This window comes from Niveibacterium sp. (genome assembly GCF_041909475.1).
Classification (GTDB): Bacteria; Pseudomonadota; Gammaproteobacteria; order Burkholderiales; family Rhodocyclaceae; genus Niveibacterium.
In genome coordinates, this window is record NZ_JAYRDJ010000005.1 from 29464 (window position 1) to 52461 (window position 22998).

Genomic DNA, 22998 nt, shown 5'->3' on the forward strand with positions numbered 1-22998 from the left:
CGTCATGACATCCCCCCAAAAAGGAGCTCGGATGCAACGCCATACCAAAATCGTCGCCACCCTCGGACCTTCGTCGTCGGATCCGGAAACGCTTGAGCGCATGATCGCTGCAGGCGTCGACGTAGTTCGCATGAACTTCTCGCACGGCAAGCCGGAAGACCACATCGCCCGCGCCAACATGGTGCGTGCAGCGGCCGCCAAGGTCGGTCGTAACGTCGGCATCCTCGGTGACCTGCAAGGCCCGAAGATCCGCGTCGGCAAGTTCGAGAAGAACAAGATCACGCTGGCCAACGGCGCCAAGTTCATCCTCGATGCCACCTGCGAAATGGGTAACCAGGATCGCGTGGGCCTCGACTACAAGGAACTGCCGCGCGACGTGTCGCCGGGCACCGTCCTGCTGCTGGACGACGGCAAGATCACGCTGGAAGTGGAGAAGGTCAAGGGCACCGAGATCCACACCAAGGTTGTTCAAGGCGGCGAGCTGTCGAACAACAAGGGCATCAACCGCAAGGGTGGCGGCCTGACCGCACCGGCGCTGACCGCCAAGGACATGGAAGACATCAAGACCGCCGCGCAGATCGGCGTCGACTTCCTCGCCGTGTCCTTCCCGAAGAGCGCGGCCGACATGTACATGGCCAAGACGCTGATGCGCGCGGCCGGCGGCCATGCGCTGACGATCGCGAAGATCGAGCGTACCGAAGCCGTTGAACTGAAGGCGCTGGAAGAGATCCTGAACTCCTCCGACGGCATCATGGTTGCCCGTGGCGACCTGGCTGTTGAAGTGGGCGAAGCCGCTGTGCCGGCGTTGCAAAAGCGCATGATCCGCATCGCGCGCGAGATGAACAAGCTGACGATCACCGCGACCCAGATGATGGAATCGATGATCTCCAGCCCGGTGCCGACCCGTGCCGAAGTGTCCGACGTCGCGAACGCGGTGCTCGACGGTACCGACGCGGTGATGCTGTCGGCCGAAACCGCCGCCGGCAAGTTCCCGGTTGAAACGGTTGAGGTGATGGCGCGCGTTGCGACCGAAGCCGAGAAGTTCAACCCGATCACGCTGGATCAGCACTTCCTCGATCGCACCTTCAGCCGTATCGACCAGTCGATCGCAATGGCTGCGCTGTTCACCGCGCACCACATGGGCGCCAAGGCAATCGCAGCGCTGACCCAGTCCGGCTCGACCGCGCTGTGGATGAGCCGTCTGAACTGCGGCGTGCCGGTCTATGCGCTGACGCCGGATCAGGAAACCGTTCGCAAGTGTGCGCTGATGCGCGAGGTCTACCCGATCCTGACGCCGCCGCAAGACAACGTCGATCGTGAGCGCCTGCTGCGCGACGCTGAAAAGATCCTGCTGAAGAACAAGGTTGTGCAGCCGGGCGACATCGTGGTCTTCACCTGTGGTGACCCGGTTGGCCAGTCCGGCGGTACGAACAGCCTGAAGATCGTCCGTATCGGCGAAAACGGCTGATCCGGACCTCCCCATCCAACCCAGAGATTGGAAGAATCCATGTCCAAGATTTTTGATTTCGTGAAGCCGGGCGTCATCACCGGCGACGACGTGCAGAAGGTTTTCGCTGTCGCGAAGGCCAACAAGTTCGCGCTGCCCGCCGTCAACTGCGTCGGCACCGACTCGATCAACGCTGTGCTGGAAGCCGCCGCCAAGGCGAAGGCACCGGTCATCGTTCAGTTCTCGAACGGTGGCGCACAGTTCATCGCCGGCAAGGGCCTCAAGCTCGAAGGCCAGCAAGCCGCCATCATCGGCGCGATCTCGGGTGCCAAGCATGTGCACGCCGTCGCCGCCGCCTATGGCGTGCCGGTCATCGTGCACACCGACCACGCAGCGAAGAAGCTGCTGCCGTGGATCGACGGCCTGCTGGACGCTGGCGAGAAGCACTTCGCCGAAACCGGCAAGCCGCTGTTCTCCTCGCACATGCTCGACCTGTCGGAAGAGTCACTGCAAGAGAACATCGAGATCTGCGAAAAGTACCTCGCCCGCATGGCCAAGATGGGCATGACGCTGGAGCTCGAACTGGGCTGCACCGGTGGTGAGGAAGACGGCGTCGACAACAGCCACATGGACCAGTCCTCGCTGTACACGCAGCCGGAAGACGTGGCCTACGCCTACGAGAAGCTGATCAAGATCAGCCCGCGTTTCACCATCGCGGCCTCGTTCGGCAACGTGCACGGCGTGTACAAGCCGGGCAACGTGAAGCTGACCCCGTCGATCCTCGACAACTCGCAGAAGTACGTGTCGGAGAAGTTCGGCGTGCCGGCCAAGACCCTGGACTTCGTGTTCCACGGCGGTTCAGGCTCGACGGCTCAGGAGATCCAGGATTCGGTGTCCTACGGCGTCATCAAGATGAACATCGACACCGACACGCAGTGGGCGTGCTGGGAAGGCATCCTGAAGTACTACAAGGCCAAGGAAGCCTACCTGCAAGGCCAGCTGGGCAACCCGGAAGGCCCGGACAGTCCGAACAAGAAGTACTACGACCCGCGCGTGTGGCTGCGCAAGGGCCAGGAAACCATGATCGCCCGCCTCGAGCAGGCCTTCAAGGAACTGAACGCGATCGACGTGCTGTAACGCACCCGCATCCGGCTCAGCCGAAAGGCGCCGACCCGAAAGGGCGGCGCCTTTTTTCATGCGACAAGGCCGGGCGACGAATTGCTGCCGCGGCCGAGTTATGGAAAATCCTGACGCGAATTCGCGGCCCAAATCAGCGAGAATGCGCGCCTTCGGTGCCCCGGCGCCTACCAACGATTGCCTGCGACATCCCCCCGTTTCGCGGCCTTACTACCCTGAAATGGAGAAACCCGATGCCTCTCGTCTCGATGCGCCAGTTGCTGGACCACGCTGCAGAACACAGCTACGGCCTGCCTGCCTTCAACGTCAACAACCTGGAACAGGTCCAAGCGATCATGGAGGCCGCGCAGGAAACCGGCAGCCCGGTCATCATGCAAGGCTCGGCCGGCGCGCGTAAGTACGCCGGTGAGGCCTATCTGCGTCACCTGATCCTCGCTGCGCTTGAGACGCACCCGGATATCCCGGTCGTGATGCACCAGGACCACGGCGCCAGCCCGGCGGTGTGCATCCAAGCGATCCGCTCCGGCTTCTCCAGCGTGATGATGGACGGCTCGCTGCAGGAAGACGCGAAGACGCCGTCGAGCTTCGAGTACAACGTCGAGACCACGCGCAAGGTGGTTGAACTTGCGCACGCGGTTGGCGTGTCGGTCGAGGGTGAGCTCGGCTGTCTCGGCTCGCTGGAGACCGGCCACGGTGAAGCCGAAGACGGCCACGGCGCGGAAGGCGCGCTGTCGCACGACCAGCTGCTGACCGACCCGAATGAGGCCGCCGAATTCGTGCGCGCAACCGGCGTCGATGCGCTCGCGATCGCAATCGGCACCTCGCATGGCGCCTACAAGTTCACCCGCCCGCCGACCGGCGCGGTGCTGCGCATCGACCGCATCAAGGAAATCCACGCCCGCATCCCGAACACGCATCTGGTGATGCACGGCTCGTCGTCGGTGCCGCAGGACTGGCTGGCGATCATCAACGAATTCGGCGGCGACATGGGCAGCACCTACGGCGTGCCGGTCGAAGAGATCGTCGAAGGCATCCGCCACGGTGTGCGCAAGGTGAACATCGACACCGATCTGCGCATGGCCTCGACCGGTGCGATCCGCCGCCATCTGGCGAAGGACGGCAAGAACTTCGACCCGCGCAAGTATTTCGTCGAAGCGAAGAACGCGATGAAGGCGATCTGCAAGGCTCGCTTCGAGGCCTTCGGCTGCGCCGGGCAGGCGCAGAAGATCCGCGCGATTTCGCTCGACACCATGGCGGTGCGCTACAAGTCCGGCGAACTGGCGCAGAAGATCGCCTGATCCGTCGGCTGGCGGGTGGCGGCGCAGCCCTCGTCCAGCCGCTTCACGCGACGCGGGGTGTCGCGCCCCGCGGCCGGGCGGTATAGTCGGGGCGCGCAATTCGCGCAGCCCCTCCCCCCGGCACACCATGACACCAGAAGGTTCTCCGCTGCACCGCGCCCGCGCGGTATTCAAGTACGGCCTCGAATGGGTCGAATTCTTCGGCCTCGCCGTGGTCGGCGTCGCCACCTCGATCGCAATGGGCGAAGAGGTCGTCGCGATGTGGCGCAACAGCCGCGTTACGCTGACCGATCTGCTGCTGATGTTCCTCTACCTCGAAGTGCTGACGATGATCGCGCAGTACTTCAAGAGCGGGCAGTTACCGGTGCGCTTTCCGCTCTACATCGGCATGGTGGCGCTCGCCCGTTACCTGATCCTCGATCTCAAGGAGCTCACCGAATGGCGCATGCTGGCCATTTCGGGCGCGATCCTGCTGCTGGCGATCGGTGTGCTGGTGATCCGTTACGGCCATGTCCGCTTCCCGTACAACGAGGATCGCGACACGCCCGCCAAGAAGCCCTATGTAAGGGAATGACCCCCGCGCACACGGCAACCCGACGCGGCAAATCAGCCCCTGCCGCGCGGTAAGCCTTGCGCTGCGGCACTTGCGGGGCTATACGAATGGAATGCGCTGCGCGCATCCCTTCCCTCTGCATCCCCGAACCAGCAAGGAGCTTCCCATGGCGGGCGCCAAACGTGCACTCTGTGTCGGCATCAACCAGTTCAAGAACTATCCCGGTGCGCAACTCAACGGCTGCGTGAACGACGTTGCCAGCATGCAGGACATGCTGGTGAAACAGCTGGGCTTCCCGGCCGAGAACATCCAGACGCTGACCGACGCGCAGGCCACCAAGGCGAAGGTGATGGGTGCGCTGGGCAAGCTGGTCGACGCGGCGGTGGCGGGCAAGCTCTCGCATCTGGTCTTCAGCATCTCGTCGCATGGCACGCAAGTGCCGGATCTCAATGACGACGAGGCCGACAACGCCGACGAGGCCTTCTGCATGCACGACCTCGCCGAGAAGAACGGCGAGTGGGACCGCGACCGCGTGATTGTCGACGACGAACTGCGCGCACTCTTCGCCAAGGTGCCGAAGACCGTACTGGTGGAGTGCTACTTCGACACCTGCCACAGCGGCACCGGCCTCAAGGCGCTCGACCTGATCCCGACGCGCAAGCCGCGCTGGATGCCACCGCCGACGCCGATCGCGGTCGACAACATGACCGGGCGCAGCGCGCCGGGCCTGCGCAAACGGCTGGACGACGCCGGTATCGACCACGCGATCCTGTGGGCGGCGTGCAAGGCCAGCCAGACCAGCGCAGACGCGAAGATCGGCAAAGCCTATGCCGGCGCCTTCACCTACTACCTGACCGCCCGCATCAAAGCGGCCAAAGGCCAGATCAAGCGCAGCGAGTTGCTCAAACAGGTGCGTGAAGACCTCAAGACGAATCGCTACACGCAAGTGCCGGAACTCAATTCCGACCGCGCGACCAAGACCAAGCTGCTCGGCACCTGAGCGCGGCACGGCAGACCCATCATCGGGGCGCGCTACGGCGCGCCCCGTCGCTTGATGGCAGGCAAGGCGCTAGCGCCCGCGCCGGATCAAGCTCGCCTCTCCCCAAAACAGAGCACACAATAATGGCCTTGATTCGACTGGACGAACCCACCGTCCGCCCCAAAACGCCGCCCAAGGGCTTCGCGCTCTTCGCCCTTGGCTTCCGCCCCTTCTATCTGCTGGCCGCGCTGTTCGCCACGCTGGCGGTGCCAATCTGGCTGGCACAGTTCCACGGTCTGCTGCCGGCACCGCCGTGGATGCCCGGCCTGTTCTGGCATGCGCACGAAATGGTGTTCGGTTTTGCCGTCGCCGTGATCGTCGGCTTTCTGTTCACCGCGGCGCAGAACTGGACAAGTCTGCCCACGCCGAAGGATGCGCCGCTCGCCGCCTTTGCCGCCCTGTGGCTGGTCGGCCGCATCGGCATCTACGCCGCGCCGCCGCTGCTCGCCGCGATCCTGGATCTGGCCTTCCTGCCCGTTTCGGCGATTGCGCTCGGCCGTGTGCTGTGGCGGGCCAAGAGCCAACGCAACTACTTCACCGTTGCGCTGCTGCTAGCGCTGACCGCCACCAATGGCCTGTTCCACGCCAGCGTGCATGGCTTGGTCGCCGCTGATCCGCTGAGCGTGATGCATGGCGCGCTGGCGCTGGTGGTGATGCTGGTCACGATCATCGCTGGCCGCATCGTGCCGAGTTTCACCGCCAATGCGCTGAAAGGCGTGAAGCAATTCCAGAACGACCAGATCAACGCCTGCGCGATCGGCTTCACCGGCTGTGCGCTGGCGCTATCGGTCGGTAGCGCCAACAGCGTGCTGGCCGCCATCGTCGCGCTGATCGCAGCCACCCTGCAGGCCGTGCGCACCTGGGGCTGGAATCCGTGGGCGACACGCAAGACGCCGCTGCTGTGGGTGCTGCATCTGGGGCACCTGTGGCTGTCGGTCGGCCTTGCCTTGCTTGCGGTTGCGGCGCTCGGCTGGATCCCCCAGTCACCGGCCTGGCATGCCTTCGGCTTTGGCGCGATGAGCGCGCTGATCCTCGGCATGATCACGCGTACGGCGCTGGGCCACACCGGGCGCCTGTTGCTGGCTGGTCGCAGCGAAACCGCCGCCTATGCGCTGCTGCATGCCGGCGCGCTGGTTCGCGTCGTCGGTCCGCTGATACTGCCGGGCGCGATGGGTGCAGTGCTGGGGATTGCGATGCTGTGCTGGAGTGGGGCTTTCGCGCTGTACCTGTTCAGGTATGCGCCGATCTTGATCAACCCACGCGTGGACGGGCGTCCGGGGTGAAAAAGATTGGGGGGATCGGGCGAGGAGCGAAACCCTCACCCCCCGTAAGGGATTGGAGATGCACCTGAGTGTCGTTTTGGGCTGAGCGCCGACTAGCACCCGACAAGGACCAGCCAGCCCTCAGCCCCGGGACGACGGCCCGGATTCAGTTGTGTTGTGCGTCGTGACGCTGGTGCCAGATATGGCGGGACTGGCGGTTGTCCGCACTCGCCACGCGACGCTGTTCACCCGGGCCAACGTAACCATCACTGCCGGCACCCGCCAGCCTGCGATCACCCGATGCCTGCTGGCGCTCCATGCGGGCGCTTTCGTGCGTGGTCAGGCTGCCGTCGGCAAGCCCGTTGCGAATCCGCGTCTGCTGATTGATGTCGCGCGCGACGTCCTTCTGCATACGCTGGCTCGATGCGGAATTCGGATTGCCGCGCTGGGCATCGTGTTTCTCGCTGTGGATCAGCTGACTTTCGGCGTTCTGCGCCTGCTGGATGCGCGCCGCTTCCTTGCCACTGACCTGCCCATCCTTGGCGGCATGGGCCTCCATCTGTTCGATCTTCGATTGCTGCTTTTCAAGGCGTGCGGCCTCGCGGGTATTCAGCGCGCCGCTCTGCAGGCCTTGCTCGATGCGTTCCTGCTGTTTGACGTTGCGGTCCACCGCCGTCGTATCGGCCGCCATCGCAGCGGCGGCAGGGAGGCCGGCAAACAGCACGGCCATCAGTCGAAGCGTCGTGTTCATTCGGATCTCCTTGCGCGGTGCGCGTGCTTGCTGCCGTTTCGCTGACACCGGCTACCCGGTCGTCATTGCGTGACTGCATCGTGCCCGACTGCCGCAGCGCAGGCGTTTCGGCGGCGTGAGCCATTGCAACGCTTTGTAAGTGCCGTGGTACGGTATGCCGCATGAAGCCCCTGACTCGCCTCACCCTCGCCGCCGCGTTCGTCTGCCTGAACAACCCTGCAGCTCGCGCCGCCCTGCCGGAGGATGTCGCCCGTGCGCTGCGCGCCGGCAACATCCCGGAAACTGCGGTGTCCTTGTGGGTAGCCCCGCCGGAGAGCGGCAAGCCCTTGTGGTCGCATCGCAGCGATACGCCGCGCAACCCTGCGTCGGTGATGAAGCTGCTGACCAGCCTCGCGTCGCTCGAATTGCTGGGCCCTGCCTGGACCTGGAAGACCGAAGTGCTGACGCGCGGCACGCTGAGCGCAGGCGTACTTGAGGGTGATCTTATCCTTCGCGGCGGCGGCGACCCGTTCCTGACCTGGGACCGGCTCGGCGGGCTGTTGCGCGATGTGCGCAGCCGTGGCGTACGCGAGATCCACGGCGACATCGTGCTCGACCGCAGCCTCTTCGCGCTGCCCCAGCACGACCCCGCCGCCTTCGACGGGCGCGCGGTGCGCGCCTACAACGCAGCGCCTGATGCGCTGGCGGTTAACTTCAACGCCATCACGCTACGGATCAACCCGCGCGCCGACGGCGGCATCGACGCCGTGCCAACCCTGCCGTTTGCTGGCCTGCAAATCGACAACGGCTTGCGCGCCCAGGCCGGCGACAGCTGCCCGAGCTGGCGCGACCTGGTGGCACCGGAGATCAGCGCAAAGGGCGAGACGATCAACATCCGCCTGCCGGGACGCTTCCCGACGGCGTGCGGCGAGAAGATGCTGAACCTTGCGGCGCCAGATCCGGTGCTGATGGCGAATGGCGTGATCCGCGCGATCTGGCAAGAACTCGGCGGTCGCTTCAGCGGCCAAGTGCGCAGCGCGCCCACGCCCGCCGACGCGAACCTGCTGACAAGCTGGCAGTCGCCGCCGCTGGCCGACGCGCTGCGCGAAACCGACAAGTACTCGAACAACCTGATGGCGCGCCAGATCTTCCTCAGCCTCGCGCTGCCGGATGCGACAACGCCCGCGACACTGGAGGCGGCGACAGCGCGGCTGCGCAGCTGGATGCCAACGCGCGGGCTGGACCCGCAGCAGTGGGTGATCGAGAACGGCTCCGGCCTTTCGCGCCAGGAACGCGCCACCGCAGCCCAGCTCGGCACGCTGCTGCGCGCGGCGTGGGCAAGCCCGCGCATGCCGGAATTCGTTGCCGCGCAGCCGGTGATCGGCATCGACGGCACGATGAAGAAGCGGCTGCCGGGTACGCCGGTCGCCGGGCGCGGCTACGTGAAGACCGGCACGCTGGATGGCGTGAAGAGCGCCGCCGGCTACCTGCTGGATGCGCGCGGGCGCTGGATCGCCTTCGCCTGGCTGATCAACCACCCCAACGCCGACGCGGGTGACGCCGCGCTGGAGGCGCTGCTGACCCGCCTCTACGCCGCCGACTGAGCCGCTGGCGCGCCGGGCCTACTTCGAGAGTTGTGCGAACACCGCCATCAGTTCCGCATCGCCCATGTCGCGGGCTGAGGCGAGTTCGCCTGCCGAGGTCGCATGGCGCAGCTTGCCCTTCGCATCCAGCACCGCGACCGCCGGTATGCCCTTCTTGCTCGGGTTGCCGTAGTCGGCTGCCACGTCCTGATTGCGGTCCCAGTTACCGATGTCGACCTTGGTAACGATGTATTGCCGGGTCACATGCTGTGCCAGCGAGCCCTCGCCCATCTTGCGCGCGAGTTCGCGACAGTCTTTGCACCAGTTCGCGCCGAACACCAGCAGCACCTGCTTCTTCTGCGCCTTCGCCTGCTTCAGCGATGCGGCGATGTCGGCACGGGCGTTGGCGGCTTCGTCGTAAGACATCGCGTCTGCCGACCAGGCAGGCGGCGCGAAACAGGCGAACAGAAGGAAGGCATTCAGGGCAAGGCGTGAGGCGCGTAGCATGTCGGTCAGATTCGAGGGTGGGGCAAAGTGCCAATCTAGCACCGCCCTCCACGCGTAAGGAGAGCAAGCAATGGAAAACCGTCGTCTCGGCCGCTCCGGCCTGCAAGTGAGCCAGCTCTCGCTCGGCTCATGGGTGACCTATCACAATCAGGTAGACACGCGTGCCGCGCGCGAGCTGATGGCTGCGGCCTTCGATCAGGGCGTGAACTTCTTCGACAACGCCGAGGCCTACGCCAACGGGCAGTCGGAAACGATCATGGGTGCCGCGCTGCGCGAGCTGGGCTGGTCGCGCGTGAAGTACGTGGTGTCCACCAAGTTCTACTGGGGCCTGTCGGATGGCCCGAACCAGCGCAACACGCTCAACCGCAAATACCTGCGGCAGGCGATCGATGGCTCGCTGCAGCGCTTCGGCCTTGACTACGTCGATCTGGCCTACTGCCACCGCCCCGACCCGCACACGCCGATCGAGGAAACCGTTTGGGCCATGCACGACATGGTGGAACAGGGCAAAGCGCTCTACTGGGGCACCTCGGAGTGGGCCGCGGACGAGATCCGCGCCGCATGGGAGATTGCGGAGCGCCATCACCTGCACAAGCCCGTCGTGGAGCAAGCGCAGTACAACCTGTTCCACCGCGCCCGCGTCGAGCAGGAGTATGCCCGCCTGTACGACGACATCGGACTCGGCCTGACGACCTGGAGCCCGCTGGCCTCAGGCCTGCTGACCGGCAAGTATCGCAACGGCGTACCCGCGGGCAGCCGTGGCGCGCTGGAGAACATGGCGTGGTTGCGCGATGCGCTGACCGACCCTGCCAGGAATGCAACCGTCGCCCGCTTCGCCGAGCTCGCCGCGGCACTCGCTTGCACACCGGCGCAGCTCGCGATTGCCTGGTGCAGTGCCAACCCGCGGGTGTCGAGCGTGATCACCGGCGCCTCGTCGGCCGGGCAACTGGCCGACAACCTCGGCGCGCTGGCGGTACTGCCGAAACTAGATGCCACGGTGCGACAGCAGCTCGACGCCATCTTCCAGGCAAACTGAGCGCCGCGCGACATGGTCGAAAGCTTGTTGAACACAGCACGCCATGTGGCGCGCCTGCGCGTCGCCTTGCTGATCGGGCTGATGCTCTTCGCACTGGGTGGCTGTGGCGGCGGCGGTGGCGACGGCACCGCAGCCACGCCGCCCGCACCGACACCCACGCCGCCTGCCAGCGGACGCTGGACGCCGACGCTGAGCGACACCTGGCAGTGGCAGCTCAATGGCAACGTGGACACGAGCTATATCGTCAGCGTGTACGACATCGACCTGTTCGACACGCCGCAAGCCACCATCGACGCACTGCATGCCGCGGGGCGCAAGGTGGTGTGCTACTTCTCAGCCGGCAGCGGCGAAGACTGGCGGCCGGACTATGCCGGCTTCGCCGCGGCGGATCTGGGCGCCGCACTGGCCGGCTGGGCCGGCGAACGCTGGCTCGACACCCGCTCAGCCAGCGTTCGCAGCGTCATGGCGGCGCGGCTCGATCTGGCGGCGAGCAAGCGCTGCGACGGCGTAGAGCCGGACAACGTTGACGGCTACGCCAACGCGAGCGGCCTCCCGCTCAGCGCCGCCACGCAGCTGGACTACAACCGCTGGCTCGCCACGCAAGCGCACGCGAGGAAGCTTGCCGTCGCCCTGAAGAACGATCTGGAACAACTCGCGGATTTGCAGGGCGACTTCGACTTCGCGGTCAATGAAGAGTGCTTTGCGCTCAATGAATGCGGCGCTTACGCCAGCTTCATCGCGATCGGCAAGCCGGTGTTCAACGCCGAGTACGCGGCGCGCTATCAGCAGAACACCAACGGTGCGCGCACCGTGCTGTGTGCCGCAGCACAGCAAGCGCAGATCCTCACGCTGGTGCTCGCGCAACAGCTCGACGACAGCTACCGCTACGCCTGCCCCTGACGCACGTTCAGTGTCAGGCGGCGCGGCGCTCCATGGCCAACGCGGCGAAGCGCGCCTGCAGCGCGTCGAACGGCAGGTCACGCCCGATCAGCACGATGCGGTTGTCGCGCTGCTCGCCGTGCGCCCACTCGCGGCCGTAGTCGAAGCCGGCAATCCGATGCACGCCCTGGAAGATCAAACGCCGCGCCTCGCCAGCGATCGACAGGATGCCCTTGTAGCGCAGCAGATCGTTGGCGTGCGTATCGATCAGCGACTCGACGAAGCCGGATACCGCATCGAGGTCGAGTTCGCCATCCGCTTCCAGCACGATCGAGCCGATCGCCGCATCGTGGCGCGGCGCCTGAATGCCGGCAGCACCCTTTGCACTCGGCACAAAGCGATGAACCGGCTTGCGCGGCGGCAGGCCGCGCTCGTCGAGCGAGAACCCGCCGATGTTCAGCAGATCGCGCCAGTCCTCGTCGGCCGAGCCCGCCCGCAACAAGGGCGCACGGGCGTTGATGTTGCGCAGCGCCGGGAAGAGCGCGCTCGGGGCCAGCGCATCGGCGCAGTCGGCCTTGGTCACCAGCAACCGGTCGGCGTAGGCCACCTGCGCGCTGGCGACGCGCTCTCGATCGATTTGGGCAAGGGCGTGGCAGGCATCGACCAGCGTGATGACGCCGTCCAGCGCATAGATGTCGCGCAGCGCTTCGTCCCAGAAGAAGCTCTGGATCACCGGGCCGGGGTCGGCGAGGCCGGTGGTCTCGATCACCAGCCTGTCGAACGTGACAAGCCCCATGTCGCGCCGCTCGGCGAGGTCGACCAGCGCGGCGGCCAGTTCGCCCTGCACGCTGCAACAGATGCAGCCGTTCGAGAGCTCCACGACCGTCGTCGCACCCGGGCCGACAAGATCGCCGTCGATGCTCTCGGCGCCGAACTCGTTTTCCACCACGGCAATGCGCTCGCCATGTGGCGCCGCAAGCAGGCGATTGAGTAGCGTCGTCTTGCCGGCACCGAGGAAGCCGGTAAGCAGGGTGACGGGAATCGGGGCAACATTGGAGTTCATGGCGGAGTCCTCGATGGAGTGCGCGCGGGTCTGCATCGCAACCGGTGCAGGCCCCCGAGCACTCGGGGGTGTTCAGCGATTCAGCAACACTTTCCGTTGCCCTTCGCACCGAAGCGCGCGTCCTGACGTTCGCGGAAGAATTCCTCGTAGGTCATCGGCGTTTGCTCGGGATGCGTCAGGCGCATGTGCTGAACATAGGTGTCGTAGTCAGGCTGCCCCACCATCAGGCGGGCTGCCTGACGGAGGGTTTGCCCCATGCGAGCGAGGTCGCGAAACATCGTTCGCCTGTTTCAGTTACGCAGCGTTGGCCGGCATCGGCTGGTAGGCCGATTCCTGCACCGTCGGGTGAGCGATGCGGTAAGCGCGCAGCGCAGCACGGATACCGAACACCAGCACGGTCAGCACGACGACGATGAAGAGGCCGCACAAGCTGGCGTCGACATAGTCGTTGAAGATCACCTGCTGCATCTGCTCGATGCTCTTCGCCGGTGCCAGCACTTCGCCGCGTTCGGCCGCGCCGCTGAACTTGGCGGCGTGCGCAAGGAAGCCCACCTTCGGGTTCTCGCTGAAGATCTTGAGCCAGCCAGCGGACAGCGTGCAGGCCAGCAGCCAGATCGTCGGCACGATCGTGACCCAGGCATAGCGCTCGCGCTTCATCTTCACCAGCACCACGGTGGCCAAGATCAGCGCCACGGCGGCGAGCATCTGGTTTGCCACACCGAACAACGGCCACAAGGTGTTGATGCCACCAAGCGGATCAACCACGCCTTGATACAAGAAGTAACCCCAGGCGGTAACGCAGAGGCCGGTCGCGAGCAGGTTGGCCACGAGCGACTCGGTGCGCTTGAGCGAAGGCACGAAGGTGCCCAGCAGATCCTGCAGCATGAAGCGGCCTGCACGTGTGCCGGCGTCGACCGCGGTCAGGATGAAGAGCGCTTCGAACAGGATCGCGAAGTGGTACCAGAAGGCCATCATCGCCTTGCCACCGATCGCACCGGAGAGGATCTGCGCCATACCCACAGCGAGCGTCGGTGCGCCACCAGCACGCGAGATGATGGTCTTCTCGCCAACGTCGGCCGCGACTTGCGTGAGCATTTCCGGCGTCACCACAAAGCCCCACTGCGAGATCGCGACAGCGGCGGTTTCCGCGGTCTTGCCAAGCACCGCGGCCGGGCTGTTCATCGCGAAGTACACACCCGGCTCAACGCAGGATGCAGCAACGAGCGCCATGATCGCGACGAAGGATTCCATCAGCATGCCACCGTAGCCGATAAAAGCGGCGTGCTTTTCCGTCTCCAGCAACTTCGGTGTGGTGCCGGAAGAAATCAGCGCATGGAAGCCGGACACGGCGCCGCAGGCGATGGTGATGAAGAGGAAGGGGAACAGCGGGCCTGCCCACACCGGGCCGGTACCGTCGACGAACTTGGTCAGGGCCGGCATCTTCATGTGCGGCGCAACGAAGGCGATACCGATCGCCAAGCCCATGATCGTGCCGATCTTCAGGAAGGTCGAAAGGTAGTCACGCGGCGCGAGCAGCAGCCACACCGGCAGCACCGAGGCGATGAAACCGTAGCCAATCAGCAGCCAGGTGAGTTGCTTGCCGTCGAACGTGAACATCGGGCCCCAGGTCGGGCTCGCCGCCACATCGCCGCCGAACACGATCGCGGCCATCAGCAGCACGAATCCGACAATCGAGATCTCGCCGATCTTGCCCGGGCGGATGAAGCGCAGGTAGATGCCCATGAAGATCGCGATCGGGATCGTCGCGGCCACCGTGAAGGAACCCCAGGGCGAATCGGTCAGCGCCTTCACGACGATCAGTGCAAGCACCGCGAGGATGATCACCATGATCATGAAGGTGCCGAACAGCGCCACCACGCCGGGGATCGGCCCGAGTTCGGACTTGATCAGGTCACCCAGCGAGCGGCCATCACGGCGTGTGGAAATGAACAGCACCATGAAGTCCTGCACCGCGCCGGCGAAGATCACGCCAGCCAGAATCCACAGCATGCCGGGCAGGTAGCCCATCTGTGCGGCGAGCACCGGGCCGACGAGCGGGCCGGCGCCAGCGATGGCCGCGAAGTGGTGGCCGTAGAGCACGTACTTGTTGGTCGGCACATAGTCCAGACCATCGTTGTGTTTCCAGGCCGGGGTCATGCGCGAGCCGTCAACGCCAACCACCTTGTTGGCGATGAAGAGGCCGTAGTAGCGGTAGCCGATCAGATATACCGAAACCGCGGCCACCACCACCCACAGGGCGTTGATGGTCTCGCCACGGCTCAGCGCGACAACAGCAAGTGCGGATGCACCGAGCAGGGCAAGTGCGGCCCAACCGAGGTGCGGCAGAAAGCGTTTCATGGTCTCCTCCAGTGCTGGCCCGAACAGAAGCCGCATGGGTTATCGATATCAGTCGACGTCAGCGCTCTAACTGCGACGTTGCCTTAAGTATCGATAAGCAGATTTGATTGCACATCCGCACGACTACCGAGCGGAGGCCAGTAGTTCTACGTAGCAGAACCCCATCCCACTCTGGTGATATGGGTATCCTTGATCCACACTGTTCTGATGAGCCCCACGCCCGATGAGGTGTAAATGAACCCCCGCAGCCCCTGCGAGCGCTCGGTACGGTGGCTGTGTATGGTCCTTGCATTGGCTGGCAGCCTGTTCGCGGCAGCAGCACGTGCAGCAGCACCGGCAACGCTCGAGGTCACGGTACGCGGCCCGGAGGGCCCGGGTGACACGCGTTACGACTACGACACCGGTGTGCTGCGCCTTGCGCTCGAGAAAACGCGCGCCCGGTACGGCAACTACCGCATCGTCACCGCGCCGCCGATGAATTTCTCCCGCGCGATCGCCTCCGCAAGCACCGACACCTATCCGAACTTCTTCATCAAACTGAGCTACGAAGCACGTTATGTCGACGCGCTCAACCTGGACTACGTGCGCTTTCCGGTCGATCTGGGCATCGTCGGCTACCGGGTGTGCTTCATGCACCCGGACCTGAAAGCCGAACTGGCAAAGGCCACGAGTCTTGATGCGCTGCGGCGATTCACGATTGGCCAGGGGCGCGACTGGGCCGACGTGAGCATCCTGCGCGGCAACGGGTTCAACGTCGTCGAGGTGGACCAATACGAAAGCCTGTTCCGCATGGTCGCCGCGCGCCGCTTCGATCTGTTCTGCCGGGGCACCAACGAATTGCTCGACGAGTACAACGCACACCAGGACTTGCCAGGCCTGAGCTACGACGAGAGCTTTTCGATCGCATACCCGCTGCCGCGCTTTTTCTACACCCACAAACGCAACGCCGCCGCGATCGCGCGCGTCCAGGAAGGCATCCGGCTCGCCCACAAGGACGGCAGTCTGCAAGTTCTCTGGCGCGAGAAATACGGCGACAGCGTCGACCTTGCGCGACTCGATAAACGCCGTGTGTTCTGGATCGAGAATCCGTTGCTCAAGGACGTGGACTTCGACTACCGCCAGTACTTCTTCGACCCGCTCAAACAAGACGTGCGGACAGCGCCGCCTCGCCGCTGATAGGGCAGCACCCAGCCATAGGCTCGCCGCCGCACGCTTGGCCGGGCGCTCAAGAACAACTCGAAGCCGCGCCCCTGCGGTAGCGTCGATCGGCCGCGGCCCCTGATGCACGGCCCCTGATGCACGGCCCATTCGCGGGCACAAGCGCCGGTCGCTGGTGCTATAAAGCGCGATCGCCTTTAACACCGCACCATGCAACTCCGCCTGAAAGTCCTGATCCTCGCCGTCGCGCCGCTGCTGCTCGCCATCGCTGCCGTCGCCGCGGTCGTGCGCATCGAATCACGTGCGCTTGCAGAAGCCGAGCTGGCAGCGGTTGAACCGGTGCTGGTTGCCGCACGCAAGGCCGAGTTGCAGCACTACGTCGAGCTCGCGTTGGGTGCACTGGCACACTTGCGCGATCAGCCCGACGACGCAGCAGCGCGCAACGCCGCGCTCGCCACCTTGGGCAAGCTGGACTACGGACGCGACGGCTACTTCTTCGTCTATGACATGGCGGGCCGCAACCTGATGCACCCGCGCCAGCCGGAACTGGTGGGCCGAGACTTGTGGAACCTGCGCGATCCGCAAGGCACGCCGACGATCCAGCGCCTGGTCGCACAAGCCAAGGCCGGCGGCGGTTTCGTCGAGTTCATGTGGCAGCGCCCTTCCACCGGCCGGCTTGAACGCAAGCTCGGCTACGTTGCGCTGGAGCCGAAGTGGGGCTGGATGGTCGGCACCGGCATCTACCTCGATGACCTTGCCGAAGCCCGCGCGCGAATCGACCGCGAAGCCTCGCGTGCGATCAACGCTACGCTGGGCGTGATCGCCGGCATCGCCGTTGTCGCAGCCCTGCTCGTTGCCGTGGGCGGGCTCGCCTTGAATCTGTCCGATCAGCGCGACGCCGAAGCACGCATGCGCGCGCTGGCCCACCAGGTTGTGCGCTCGCAGGAAACCGAGCGCGCCCGCGTCGCCCGCGAACTGCATGACGGCGTGAGCCAGTGGCTGGTATCGGTGAAGTACATGTTCGAGTCGGTTCAGGTACGCCTCGAAGCGCTCCGGCACGACGATCTGGCGCCGGTCGCCGAATCGCTGGCGCGCGGCATCACGCGCCTGAACGAAGTGCTGCGCGAGATCCGCCGCATCTCGCACGGCCTGCGCCCCGCGCTGCTGGACGACCTAGGACTTGCACCGGCGCTGACACAGATCGTCGACGAGTTCGGCGCGCGCACCCAGATCGCGGTGCAATGCGACACCGACCGCGACATCCCCATCCCGGAAGCCGTGGCAACCGCCCTCTTCCGCGTTGTGCAGGAAGCGCTGGCGAACATCGAACGACACGCCGGCGCCCACTCGGTCAGGGTCGAGCTCACCCGCGCGGAGGGTGGTGCACGCCTGCGCGTGATCGATGACGGCCAGGGTTTCGATGTCGAAGAGGTGCACGAACATCCGCGCGGCGGTCTGGGCCTGTCCAGCATGCGCGAGCGGGTCGAAACACTGGGAGGCCGTTTCGACTTGCGTTCCGGCCCGGAGGGCACGACGATTGAAGCCCTGCTTCCCGAATCTGCGCTGCGGCCCTGACACGATGACGCTTCCTTCCGGCACTTCCTCCTCCATCCGCATCCTGCTCGTCGACGACCATCCACTGGTGCGGGATGGCGTGAGGGCGCGGCTCGAAGCGGTGCCTGGCTTTCGCGTCGTCGCCGAGGCCGGCTCGGCGGCCGAAGCGCTGACGATGGTCGAACAGCACTCGCCCGATATCGCGCTGATGGATGTCGGCCTGCCGGGCACCAATGGCGTGGAACTCGCCCGCCAATGCCACGAGCGCTTCCCGGCGCTACGCATCGTCATGCTGACGATGCACGACCAGCCACAGGTCGTTGTCGAAGCCTTCCGCGTCGGCGCACGCGGCTATGTGTTGAAGGACAGCCCGGCGCAAGAGATCGTCGCCGCCATCGAAACCGTGATGGCCGGCCGCCGCTACTACTCCGCCGGTGTGGCTGACGCACTGGCACACGGCACAACGCCGGATCCGCTGCTGACGCAGCGTGAAAAGGAAGTGCTGGCCTTCATCGCTGAAGGCCTCTCGAGCAAGGAGATCGCCCAAAGGCTCGATCTGTCGGTGCGCACGGTCGAAACGCACCGCCTCAACATCAAACGCAAACTTGAACTCGATGGCTCGGCCGCGCTGGCCCGATTCGCGGTCGAACGCAAGCGGACCGGCCTGTAGACCGCTCAGCGCCCGCCGAAATGATGGGGCCGCAGCAACTCGATCTTGAACTCCGGCTCGTACGGCGGCACATGGCACTCGACCACATCGCGGTCTGACAGCTGCAGGCAGAGCCCGACGAAATCGGCCTTCACCGGCAGCGATGCGACACAGCGATCCGCCAGCACCGCGGCGTGCACCGCCAGCGCCCCACGCTGCGTCAGGTAGCCCAGCACGCGCGCGAGTGAGTGCCCCTGGTAGAGCACGTCATCCACGACGAGTACCGTCGCACGGGAGAGATCACGCGCAGCGAAGTCGACGTTCTCGGTCAGTTGCGTGTCGGCGTGCAGCAGCGACAAATCGTCGCCGTAACGTTTCAGTTTGATCTCGTAGCGCGGCAAGCTCAGCCCGTAAACCGCCTGCAGACGCAACTGCAACATCGTCGAAAGCGGGCCACCGCGCCGCAGGATGCCGAGCAACAGTGGATCCTCGGCCCCGGCCAGCAACGGAAAGGCCTGCGCCGCCATCCAGTCCACAACCTTGTCCAGACGCGGCGCGTCGTAAAGCGTGAACCGATCTCCGGGCACCGTGGTATCCATCGCTTGCCCCCTTCGCCGGGCCTACAGCCCCAGCGCGCCCCACATATCATCGACCCGCTGTTTCACCGCTGCGTCCATCTCGATCGTGCGCCCCCACTCACGCGATGTCTCGCCCGGCCATTTGTTGGTCGCATCCAGCCCCATCTTGCTGCCCAGCCCGGCCACCGGAGACGCAAAGTCCAGGTAGTCGATCGGCGTGTTGTCGACCAGGGTGGTGTCGCGCGTGGCGTCGACACGGGTGGTCATGGCCCAGATCACTTCCTTCCAGTCGCGCACGTCCACGTCGTCATCCACCACGATGATGAACTTCGTGTACATGAACTGGCGCAGGAAGCTCCAGATGCCGAACATCACGCGTTTGGCGTGGCCCGGGTAGGCCTTCTTGATGCTGACCACCGCCAGGCGGTAAGAGCAGCCCTCCGGTGGCAGGTAGAAGTCGACGATCTCCGGAAACTGCTTCTGCAGCAACGGCACGAAGACCTCGTTGAGCGCCACGCCGAGCATCGCCGGTTCGTCCGGCGGCTTGCCGGTGTAGGTGCTGTGGTAGATCGGATCGCGCCGCATCGTGATGCGCTCGATCGTGAACACTGGGAAGTTCGACACCTCGTTGTAGTAACCGGTGTGGTCGCCGTAAGGGCCTTCGGGCGCCATGTCGTCGGGGTGAATCACGCCTTCCAGCACGATCTCCGCCGAAGCGGGCACATGCAGATCCGATCCCACGCACTTCACCAGTTCGGTCTTCGCCCCGCGCAAGAGTCCCGCGAACTGATACTCAGACAGCGAATCCGGCACCGGCGTGACCGCGCCGAGAATCGTCGCCGGATCACAGCCAAGCACCACCGCAACCGGGAAGGGCTTTCCCGGATTGGCCTGCTGAAACTCGCGAAAATCCAGCGCGCCACCGCGATGCGCCAGCCAGCGCATGATCACGCGGTTCGGTCCCAACACCTGCTGGCGGTAGATGCCAAGGTTCTGGCGGTTCTTGTGCGGGCCTCGGGTAACGACCAGCCCCCATGTAATCAGCGGCGCAGCGTCGCCCGGCCAGCAGTGCTGGATCGGCAGGCGCGCCAAGTCGACGTCCCTGCCCTCCCACACCACCTCCTGGCACGGTGCGGAGCCGACCACCTTCGGCGACATGTTCATTACCTGCTTGAAGATCGGCAGCTTCTCCCACGCATCCTTCAAACCCTTCGGGGGCTCCGGCTCCTTCAGGAAGGCAAGCAGCTTGCCCACTTCACGCAAGGTCGTTTTCCAGTCGCCGTCCTCACCCATGCCGTACGCAACACGCTGCGGCGAGCCAAACAGGTTGGCCAATACCGGCATCGCGCATGCACGCCCCTGTGTATGCGGCTTCTCGAACAACAGGGCCGGCCCCCCTGCTCGCAGCACACGGTCGGCGATCTCGGTCATTTCGAGGTGGGTATCCACCGGCTGGGCGATACGCTTGAGCTCGCCGCGGGTTTCGAGTTGCGCGACAAAGTCACGCAGGTCCTTGTAGCGCATTGAATTCAGCGTCTTTCAAACGGGTTCGAACAGGACAAAGATGATACCGCTGGCGTCTCACCGACGCGGTTCAGGTGCGACGGAAATTCTTACACCATGGCCATCAGACTCGAAAATAACGCAGAAAACATCAATTATTTCAACAAGCTAGCCGCCAACCCCAAGCTGGCACGGCGCCTGCTTAATGCTCCGCGAGTCGGGACATCGTCCTGCCACCCAACGACAACGAGGCTCAATCGTGAAAATGAAATCACTCGCTGCCGCCATCCTGCTGATCGGCGGAGCTGCAATCTCCACGGCCGCTAGCGCCGGCGCAGTCATCTCCAACGGAACCGTCAGCCTTGGCGTTAACGACCTCGGCGCGCTGAACTACGACGGCGTCGGTCTCAAGTACAACGTCACCGGTGGCGACAGCACGGTGTATGGCTGCACCTGCGAAGGCTGGGGCGCCGCAATCGCTTCGACCGGTGTTGCCGGCTACCAGAACACGTCCGTCGGTACCGGCGGCCTGAGCCTGGTGTCCTTCACCTCCACCGCGTCCTCCGCAGTCTCGGTCACCCGCGTGTTGAACGCCGCTGGTGCTGCAATCCTCGAAGTCACGCACAATTACCACCCGATTGCCACCACCTCCGCACTGTACGCAGTGGACGTCACGATCAAGAATCTTCAGACGTTTGCGATCGCCTCGGGCGACCTGCGCTATCGCCGCGTGATGGACTGGGATATCTACCCGACCGCCTTCAACGAGTTTGTGACGATTCAGGGCGTACCCGGCGCGCTGGGTATCGCCAACGGCAGCAACCTGCTGCACACGACGCGTGACGGCTTCGCATCATCGAACCCGCTTGACTCCAGCCACCGCCTGCTCGGCGCAACAGCCTGTGCTCAGGACGACGCCAATTTCACCGACTGCGGCCCGGATGACCACGGCGCGCTGTTCGACTTCAACTTTGCCGCGGTTGGCGCCGGTGACAGCGTAAAGTTCACCACCTACTACGGCGCCGCCGGCACCGAAGCTGATGCCGATCTGGCCCGCCGCATGGTGGACGGCGACGCGTCCGATGTCGAAATCGGCATCTACTCCTACGGTCAGGCCAATGTGGCAGGCGGCCCGACGACCGGCGTGCCGAATACCTTCATCTTCGGTTTCGGCGCCTCGGCTGGCGTGTTCATCCCGCCGGGTGGTGACGTACCGGAGCCGGGCAGCCTCGCTCTGGCTGGCTTGGGTCTTGCCGGTCTGGCCGCTGCACGCCGTCGCCGCGCGAAGTAAGTTTTCTCTGCAGTACGCAAAAGTACCCCTTTCCGGTTTCCGGAAAGGGGTATTCTTTTTTTGTGTTCAGACTCTCGCCCGCCATGAAACTCCGTCACATCGCATTACTGCTCGCTGGCCTCGCGCCACTCGCGTCGATCGCAACGCCGATCCATAACTTCCTGGATATCGAACCGCGCGCAGTGACCAAGGCGGCAACCCCACTCGACAAAGGGTATGACGCCCTCAATGAGGGCAAGTACGATCAGGCGAGACAACTGTTCAGTGAAGCGGCGAAGGCTGAACCAGCCAACCCGCTCCCACTGCTCGGGTTGGCGGATATTGCTCGACTGCAGCGCAAAGACGCAGAGGCCGCCGACTGGGTCAAGAAGGCCTATAAGGCCGCGCCGCAATCGGTCGATGCGCTGGTCGCGATGGCGCGCCTGAGCATAGCGACAAAGCAGTGGAAGGAAGCGGAGCGTTTTGCTCTGGAAGCAGCGAAAGCAGATCCGAAAGCCGTAGCGCCGCAACTCGATCTGGGCGAGTTGTACCTGAACGTGCAGCACAAGCCGGATCTTGCTGCCGAGGCGTTCAAAAAAGCGTCTGAACTGAAGCCGGATCACGCTGGCGCGCGCTTCGGCCTGGGCATGGCTCTGCTGGCAAAACAGAATCCAGCGGATGCGGCGCGCGCAATGAACGAGGCCGTCCGACTGGCGCCCGAGAATCCGCTCTCTCATTACGGCCTCGGGCAGGCAGAAGCCGCACGCGGCGACTATCGCGCAGCAACACGCGCTTACGACCGCGCGATCGCACTTGATCCGAAGTTCAGCACGGCGATGGTCGCAGGCGCTGAAGCTCGGCAGGCATCGGGCGATCTCAAAGGGGCTGTCGAGCTCGTCGACAAAGCAGCGGTGGTCGATCCGAAGTCCGCTCAGGTTCGTTTCAAGCAAGGCATGCTGCATCATGCGGCCGGCGATGCAGGCGGCGCCTACGCGGGCTATCTCGCGGCGATCAAAGCCGAACCGAAGTTCGCGCTGGCCTACAACAACGCTGCGGCACTCGCCGCGTCACGCAAGGAGCGCCTTGACGACGCGCTGGCCTGGGCTCAGAAAGCGGTGGCGCTGTCGCCGAACGAGAATACCTATCTCGACACACTTGCCGGCGTTCACATCGCACGCGGCAACCGAGCGGAAGCAACCAAGCTGCTGGAAAAAATCGCGGCGTCGGAACATCCGCAGGCGGACTCGCTGTATCAGCTGGGCCTGCTCCGCCAGGCGGCCGGTCAGAACAAGGAAGCGGTGCAGGCTTACCGGCGCGCGCTGCAGATCGACCCGGCCTTCGCTGGTGCGCGCGATGCGAACACCCGCATCGCGCAGCTCGACAGGAAACGCTGA

General features: G+C 64.8%; 21 protein-coding genes. 14 read left to right on the forward strand and 7 right to left on the reverse strand.

Annotated elements, in window-relative coordinates; genetic code table 11:
• The first annotated feature begins 31 nt into the window (after positions 1-31).
• From pyk to ACE3P0_RS05720, 6 genes are all read left to right on the forward strand, one after another.
• Positions 32-1468, forward strand: a complete 1437-nt coding sequence (gene pyk / locus ACE3P0_RS05695) for a pyruvate kinase (protein ID WP_374400754.1) — start codon at positions 32-34, stop codon at positions 1466-1468.
• A gap of 39 nt (positions 1469-1507) precedes the next feature.
• Complete coding sequence (fbaA, locus tag ACE3P0_RS05700) at positions 1508-2584, forward strand: class II fructose-bisphosphate aldolase (protein WP_374400756.1); 1077 nt, start codon at positions 1508-1510, stop codon at positions 2582-2584.
• Between the two features lie 233 nt (positions 2585-2817).
• Complete coding sequence (fba, locus tag ACE3P0_RS05705; RefSeq protein WP_374400758.1) at positions 2818-3882, forward strand: class II fructose-bisphosphate aldolase; 1065 nt, start codon at positions 2818-2820, stop codon at positions 3880-3882.
• A gap of 127 nt (positions 3883-4009) precedes the next feature.
• Positions 4010-4456: a phosphate-starvation-inducible protein PsiE gene (locus ACE3P0_RS05710; RefSeq protein ID WP_374400760.1), complete on the forward strand. Its 447-nt coding sequence runs from the start codon at positions 4010-4012 to the stop codon at positions 4454-4456.
• 145 nt (positions 4457-4601) lie between these two features.
• Positions 4602-5435 (forward strand): caspase family protein, encoded by an 834-nt coding sequence (locus ACE3P0_RS05715; RefSeq protein WP_374400762.1) that lies wholly within the window; start codon positions 4602-4604, stop codon positions 5433-5435.
• A 122-nt stretch (positions 5436-5557) separates the two neighbouring features.
• On the forward strand, positions 5558-6757 hold the full coding sequence (locus tag ACE3P0_RS05720; RefSeq protein ID WP_374400764.1) for an NnrS family protein: 1200 nt from the start codon (positions 5558-5560) through the stop codon (positions 6755-6757).
• Positions 6758-6902: 145 nt separating this feature from the next.
• On the opposite strand, the gene ACE3P0_RS05725 is transcribed toward ACE3P0_RS05720, so the two are convergent.
• Positions 6903-7487 carry a hypothetical protein gene (locus tag ACE3P0_RS05725; RefSeq protein ID WP_374400766.1) on the reverse strand — a complete coding sequence of 195 codons (585 nt, stop codon included), beginning with the start codon at positions 7485-7487 and terminating at the stop codon, positions 6903-6905.
• 161 nt (positions 7488-7648) lie between these two features.
• On the opposite strand from ACE3P0_RS05725, the gene dacB reads away from it, so the two are divergent.
• Complete coding sequence (dacB, locus tag ACE3P0_RS05730; RefSeq protein WP_374400768.1) at positions 7649-9070, forward strand: D-alanyl-D-alanine carboxypeptidase/D-alanyl-D-alanine-endopeptidase; 1422 nt, start codon at positions 7649-7651, stop codon at positions 9068-9070.
• 18 nt (positions 9071-9088) lie between these two features.
• Here the strand turns inward: dacB and ACE3P0_RS05735 are convergent, their stop codons facing one another.
• Positions 9089-9475 carry a thioredoxin family protein gene (locus ACE3P0_RS05735; protein ID WP_374400771.1) on the reverse strand — a complete coding sequence of 129 codons (387 nt, stop codon included), beginning with the start codon at positions 9473-9475 and terminating at the stop codon, positions 9089-9091.
• A gap of 151 nt (positions 9476-9626) precedes the next feature.
• Here ACE3P0_RS05735 and ACE3P0_RS05740 point away from each other — a divergent pair, with 151 nt between their 5' ends.
• Positions 9627-10592: a potassium channel beta subunit family protein gene (locus tag ACE3P0_RS05740; RefSeq protein WP_374400773.1), complete on the forward strand. Its 966-nt coding sequence runs from the start codon at positions 9627-9629 to the stop codon at positions 10590-10592.
• 27 nt (positions 10593-10619) lie between these two features.
• Positions 10620-11492: an endo alpha-1,4 polygalactosaminidase gene (locus tag ACE3P0_RS05745; RefSeq protein WP_374400775.1), complete on the forward strand. Its 873-nt coding sequence runs from the start codon at positions 10620-10622 to the stop codon at positions 11490-11492.
• Positions 11493-11505: 13 nt separating this feature from the next.
• On the opposite strand, the gene ACE3P0_RS05750 is transcribed toward ACE3P0_RS05745, so the two are convergent.
• The 3 genes from ACE3P0_RS05750 to ACE3P0_RS05760 all read right to left on the reverse strand — a co-directional run bounded on the left by ACE3P0_RS05750 (position 11506) and on the right by ACE3P0_RS05760 (position 14892).
• Positions 11506-12534 (reverse strand): GTP-binding protein, encoded by a 1029-nt coding sequence (locus ACE3P0_RS05750; RefSeq protein ID WP_374400777.1) that lies wholly within the window; start codon positions 12532-12534, stop codon positions 11506-11508.
• An 80-nt stretch (positions 12535-12614) separates the two neighbouring features.
• Positions 12615-12812 (reverse strand): YbdD/YjiX family protein, encoded by a 198-nt coding sequence (locus ACE3P0_RS05755; protein WP_172204574.1) that lies wholly within the window; start codon positions 12810-12812, stop codon positions 12615-12617.
• A 16-nt stretch (positions 12813-12828) separates the two neighbouring features.
• Positions 12829-14892, reverse strand: a complete 2064-nt coding sequence (locus ACE3P0_RS05760; protein WP_374400779.1) for a carbon starvation CstA family protein — start codon at positions 14890-14892, stop codon at positions 12829-12831.
• Between the two features lie 234 nt (positions 14893-15126).
• Here ACE3P0_RS05760 and ACE3P0_RS05765 point away from each other — a divergent pair, with 234 nt between their 5' ends.
• The 3 genes from ACE3P0_RS05765 (at position 15127) to ACE3P0_RS05775 (ending at position 18274) form a co-directional block, all read left to right on the forward strand.
• The gene (locus ACE3P0_RS05765; protein ID WP_374400781.1) at positions 15127-16068 is read left to right on the forward strand and encodes a hypothetical protein; all 942 of its coding nucleotides are present in this window, start codon (positions 15127-15129) and stop codon (positions 16066-16068) included.
• A 192-nt stretch (positions 16069-16260) separates the two neighbouring features.
• The gene (locus tag ACE3P0_RS05770; RefSeq protein ID WP_374400783.1) at positions 16261-17625 is read left to right on the forward strand and encodes a cache domain-containing protein; all 1365 of its coding nucleotides are present in this window, start codon (positions 16261-16263) and stop codon (positions 17623-17625) included.
• 4 nt (positions 17626-17629) lie between these two features.
• Positions 17630-18274 (forward strand): response regulator, encoded by a 645-nt coding sequence (locus tag ACE3P0_RS05775; RefSeq protein ID WP_374400785.1) that lies wholly within the window; start codon positions 17630-17632, stop codon positions 18272-18274.
• A 5-nt stretch (positions 18275-18279) separates the two neighbouring features.
• Here the strand turns inward: ACE3P0_RS05775 and ACE3P0_RS05780 are convergent, their stop codons facing one another.
• Both ACE3P0_RS05780 and ubiD read right to left on the reverse strand, forming a co-directional pair.
• Positions 18280-18852, reverse strand: coding sequence for a phosphoribosyltransferase family protein (locus ACE3P0_RS05780; RefSeq protein WP_374400787.1), 573 nt, complete (start codon positions 18850-18852; stop codon positions 18280-18282).
• A gap of 21 nt (positions 18853-18873) precedes the next feature.
• On the reverse strand, positions 18874-20355 hold the full coding sequence (gene ubiD / locus ACE3P0_RS05785) for a 4-hydroxy-3-polyprenylbenzoate decarboxylase (protein ID WP_374400789.1): 1482 nt from the start codon (positions 20353-20355) through the stop codon (positions 18874-18876).
• A gap of 244 nt (positions 20356-20599) precedes the next feature.
• On the opposite strand from ubiD, the gene ACE3P0_RS05790 reads away from it, so the two are divergent.
• Both ACE3P0_RS05790 and ACE3P0_RS05795 read left to right on the forward strand, forming a co-directional pair.
• Positions 20600-21625 carry a PEP-CTERM sorting domain-containing protein gene (locus ACE3P0_RS05790; RefSeq protein ID WP_374400961.1) on the forward strand — a complete coding sequence of 342 codons (1026 nt, stop codon included), beginning with the start codon at positions 20600-20602 and terminating at the stop codon, positions 21623-21625.
• Between the two features lie 83 nt (positions 21626-21708).
• Positions 21709-22998, forward strand: coding sequence for a tetratricopeptide repeat protein (locus tag ACE3P0_RS05795; RefSeq protein WP_374400791.1), 1290 nt, complete (start codon positions 21709-21711; stop codon positions 22996-22998).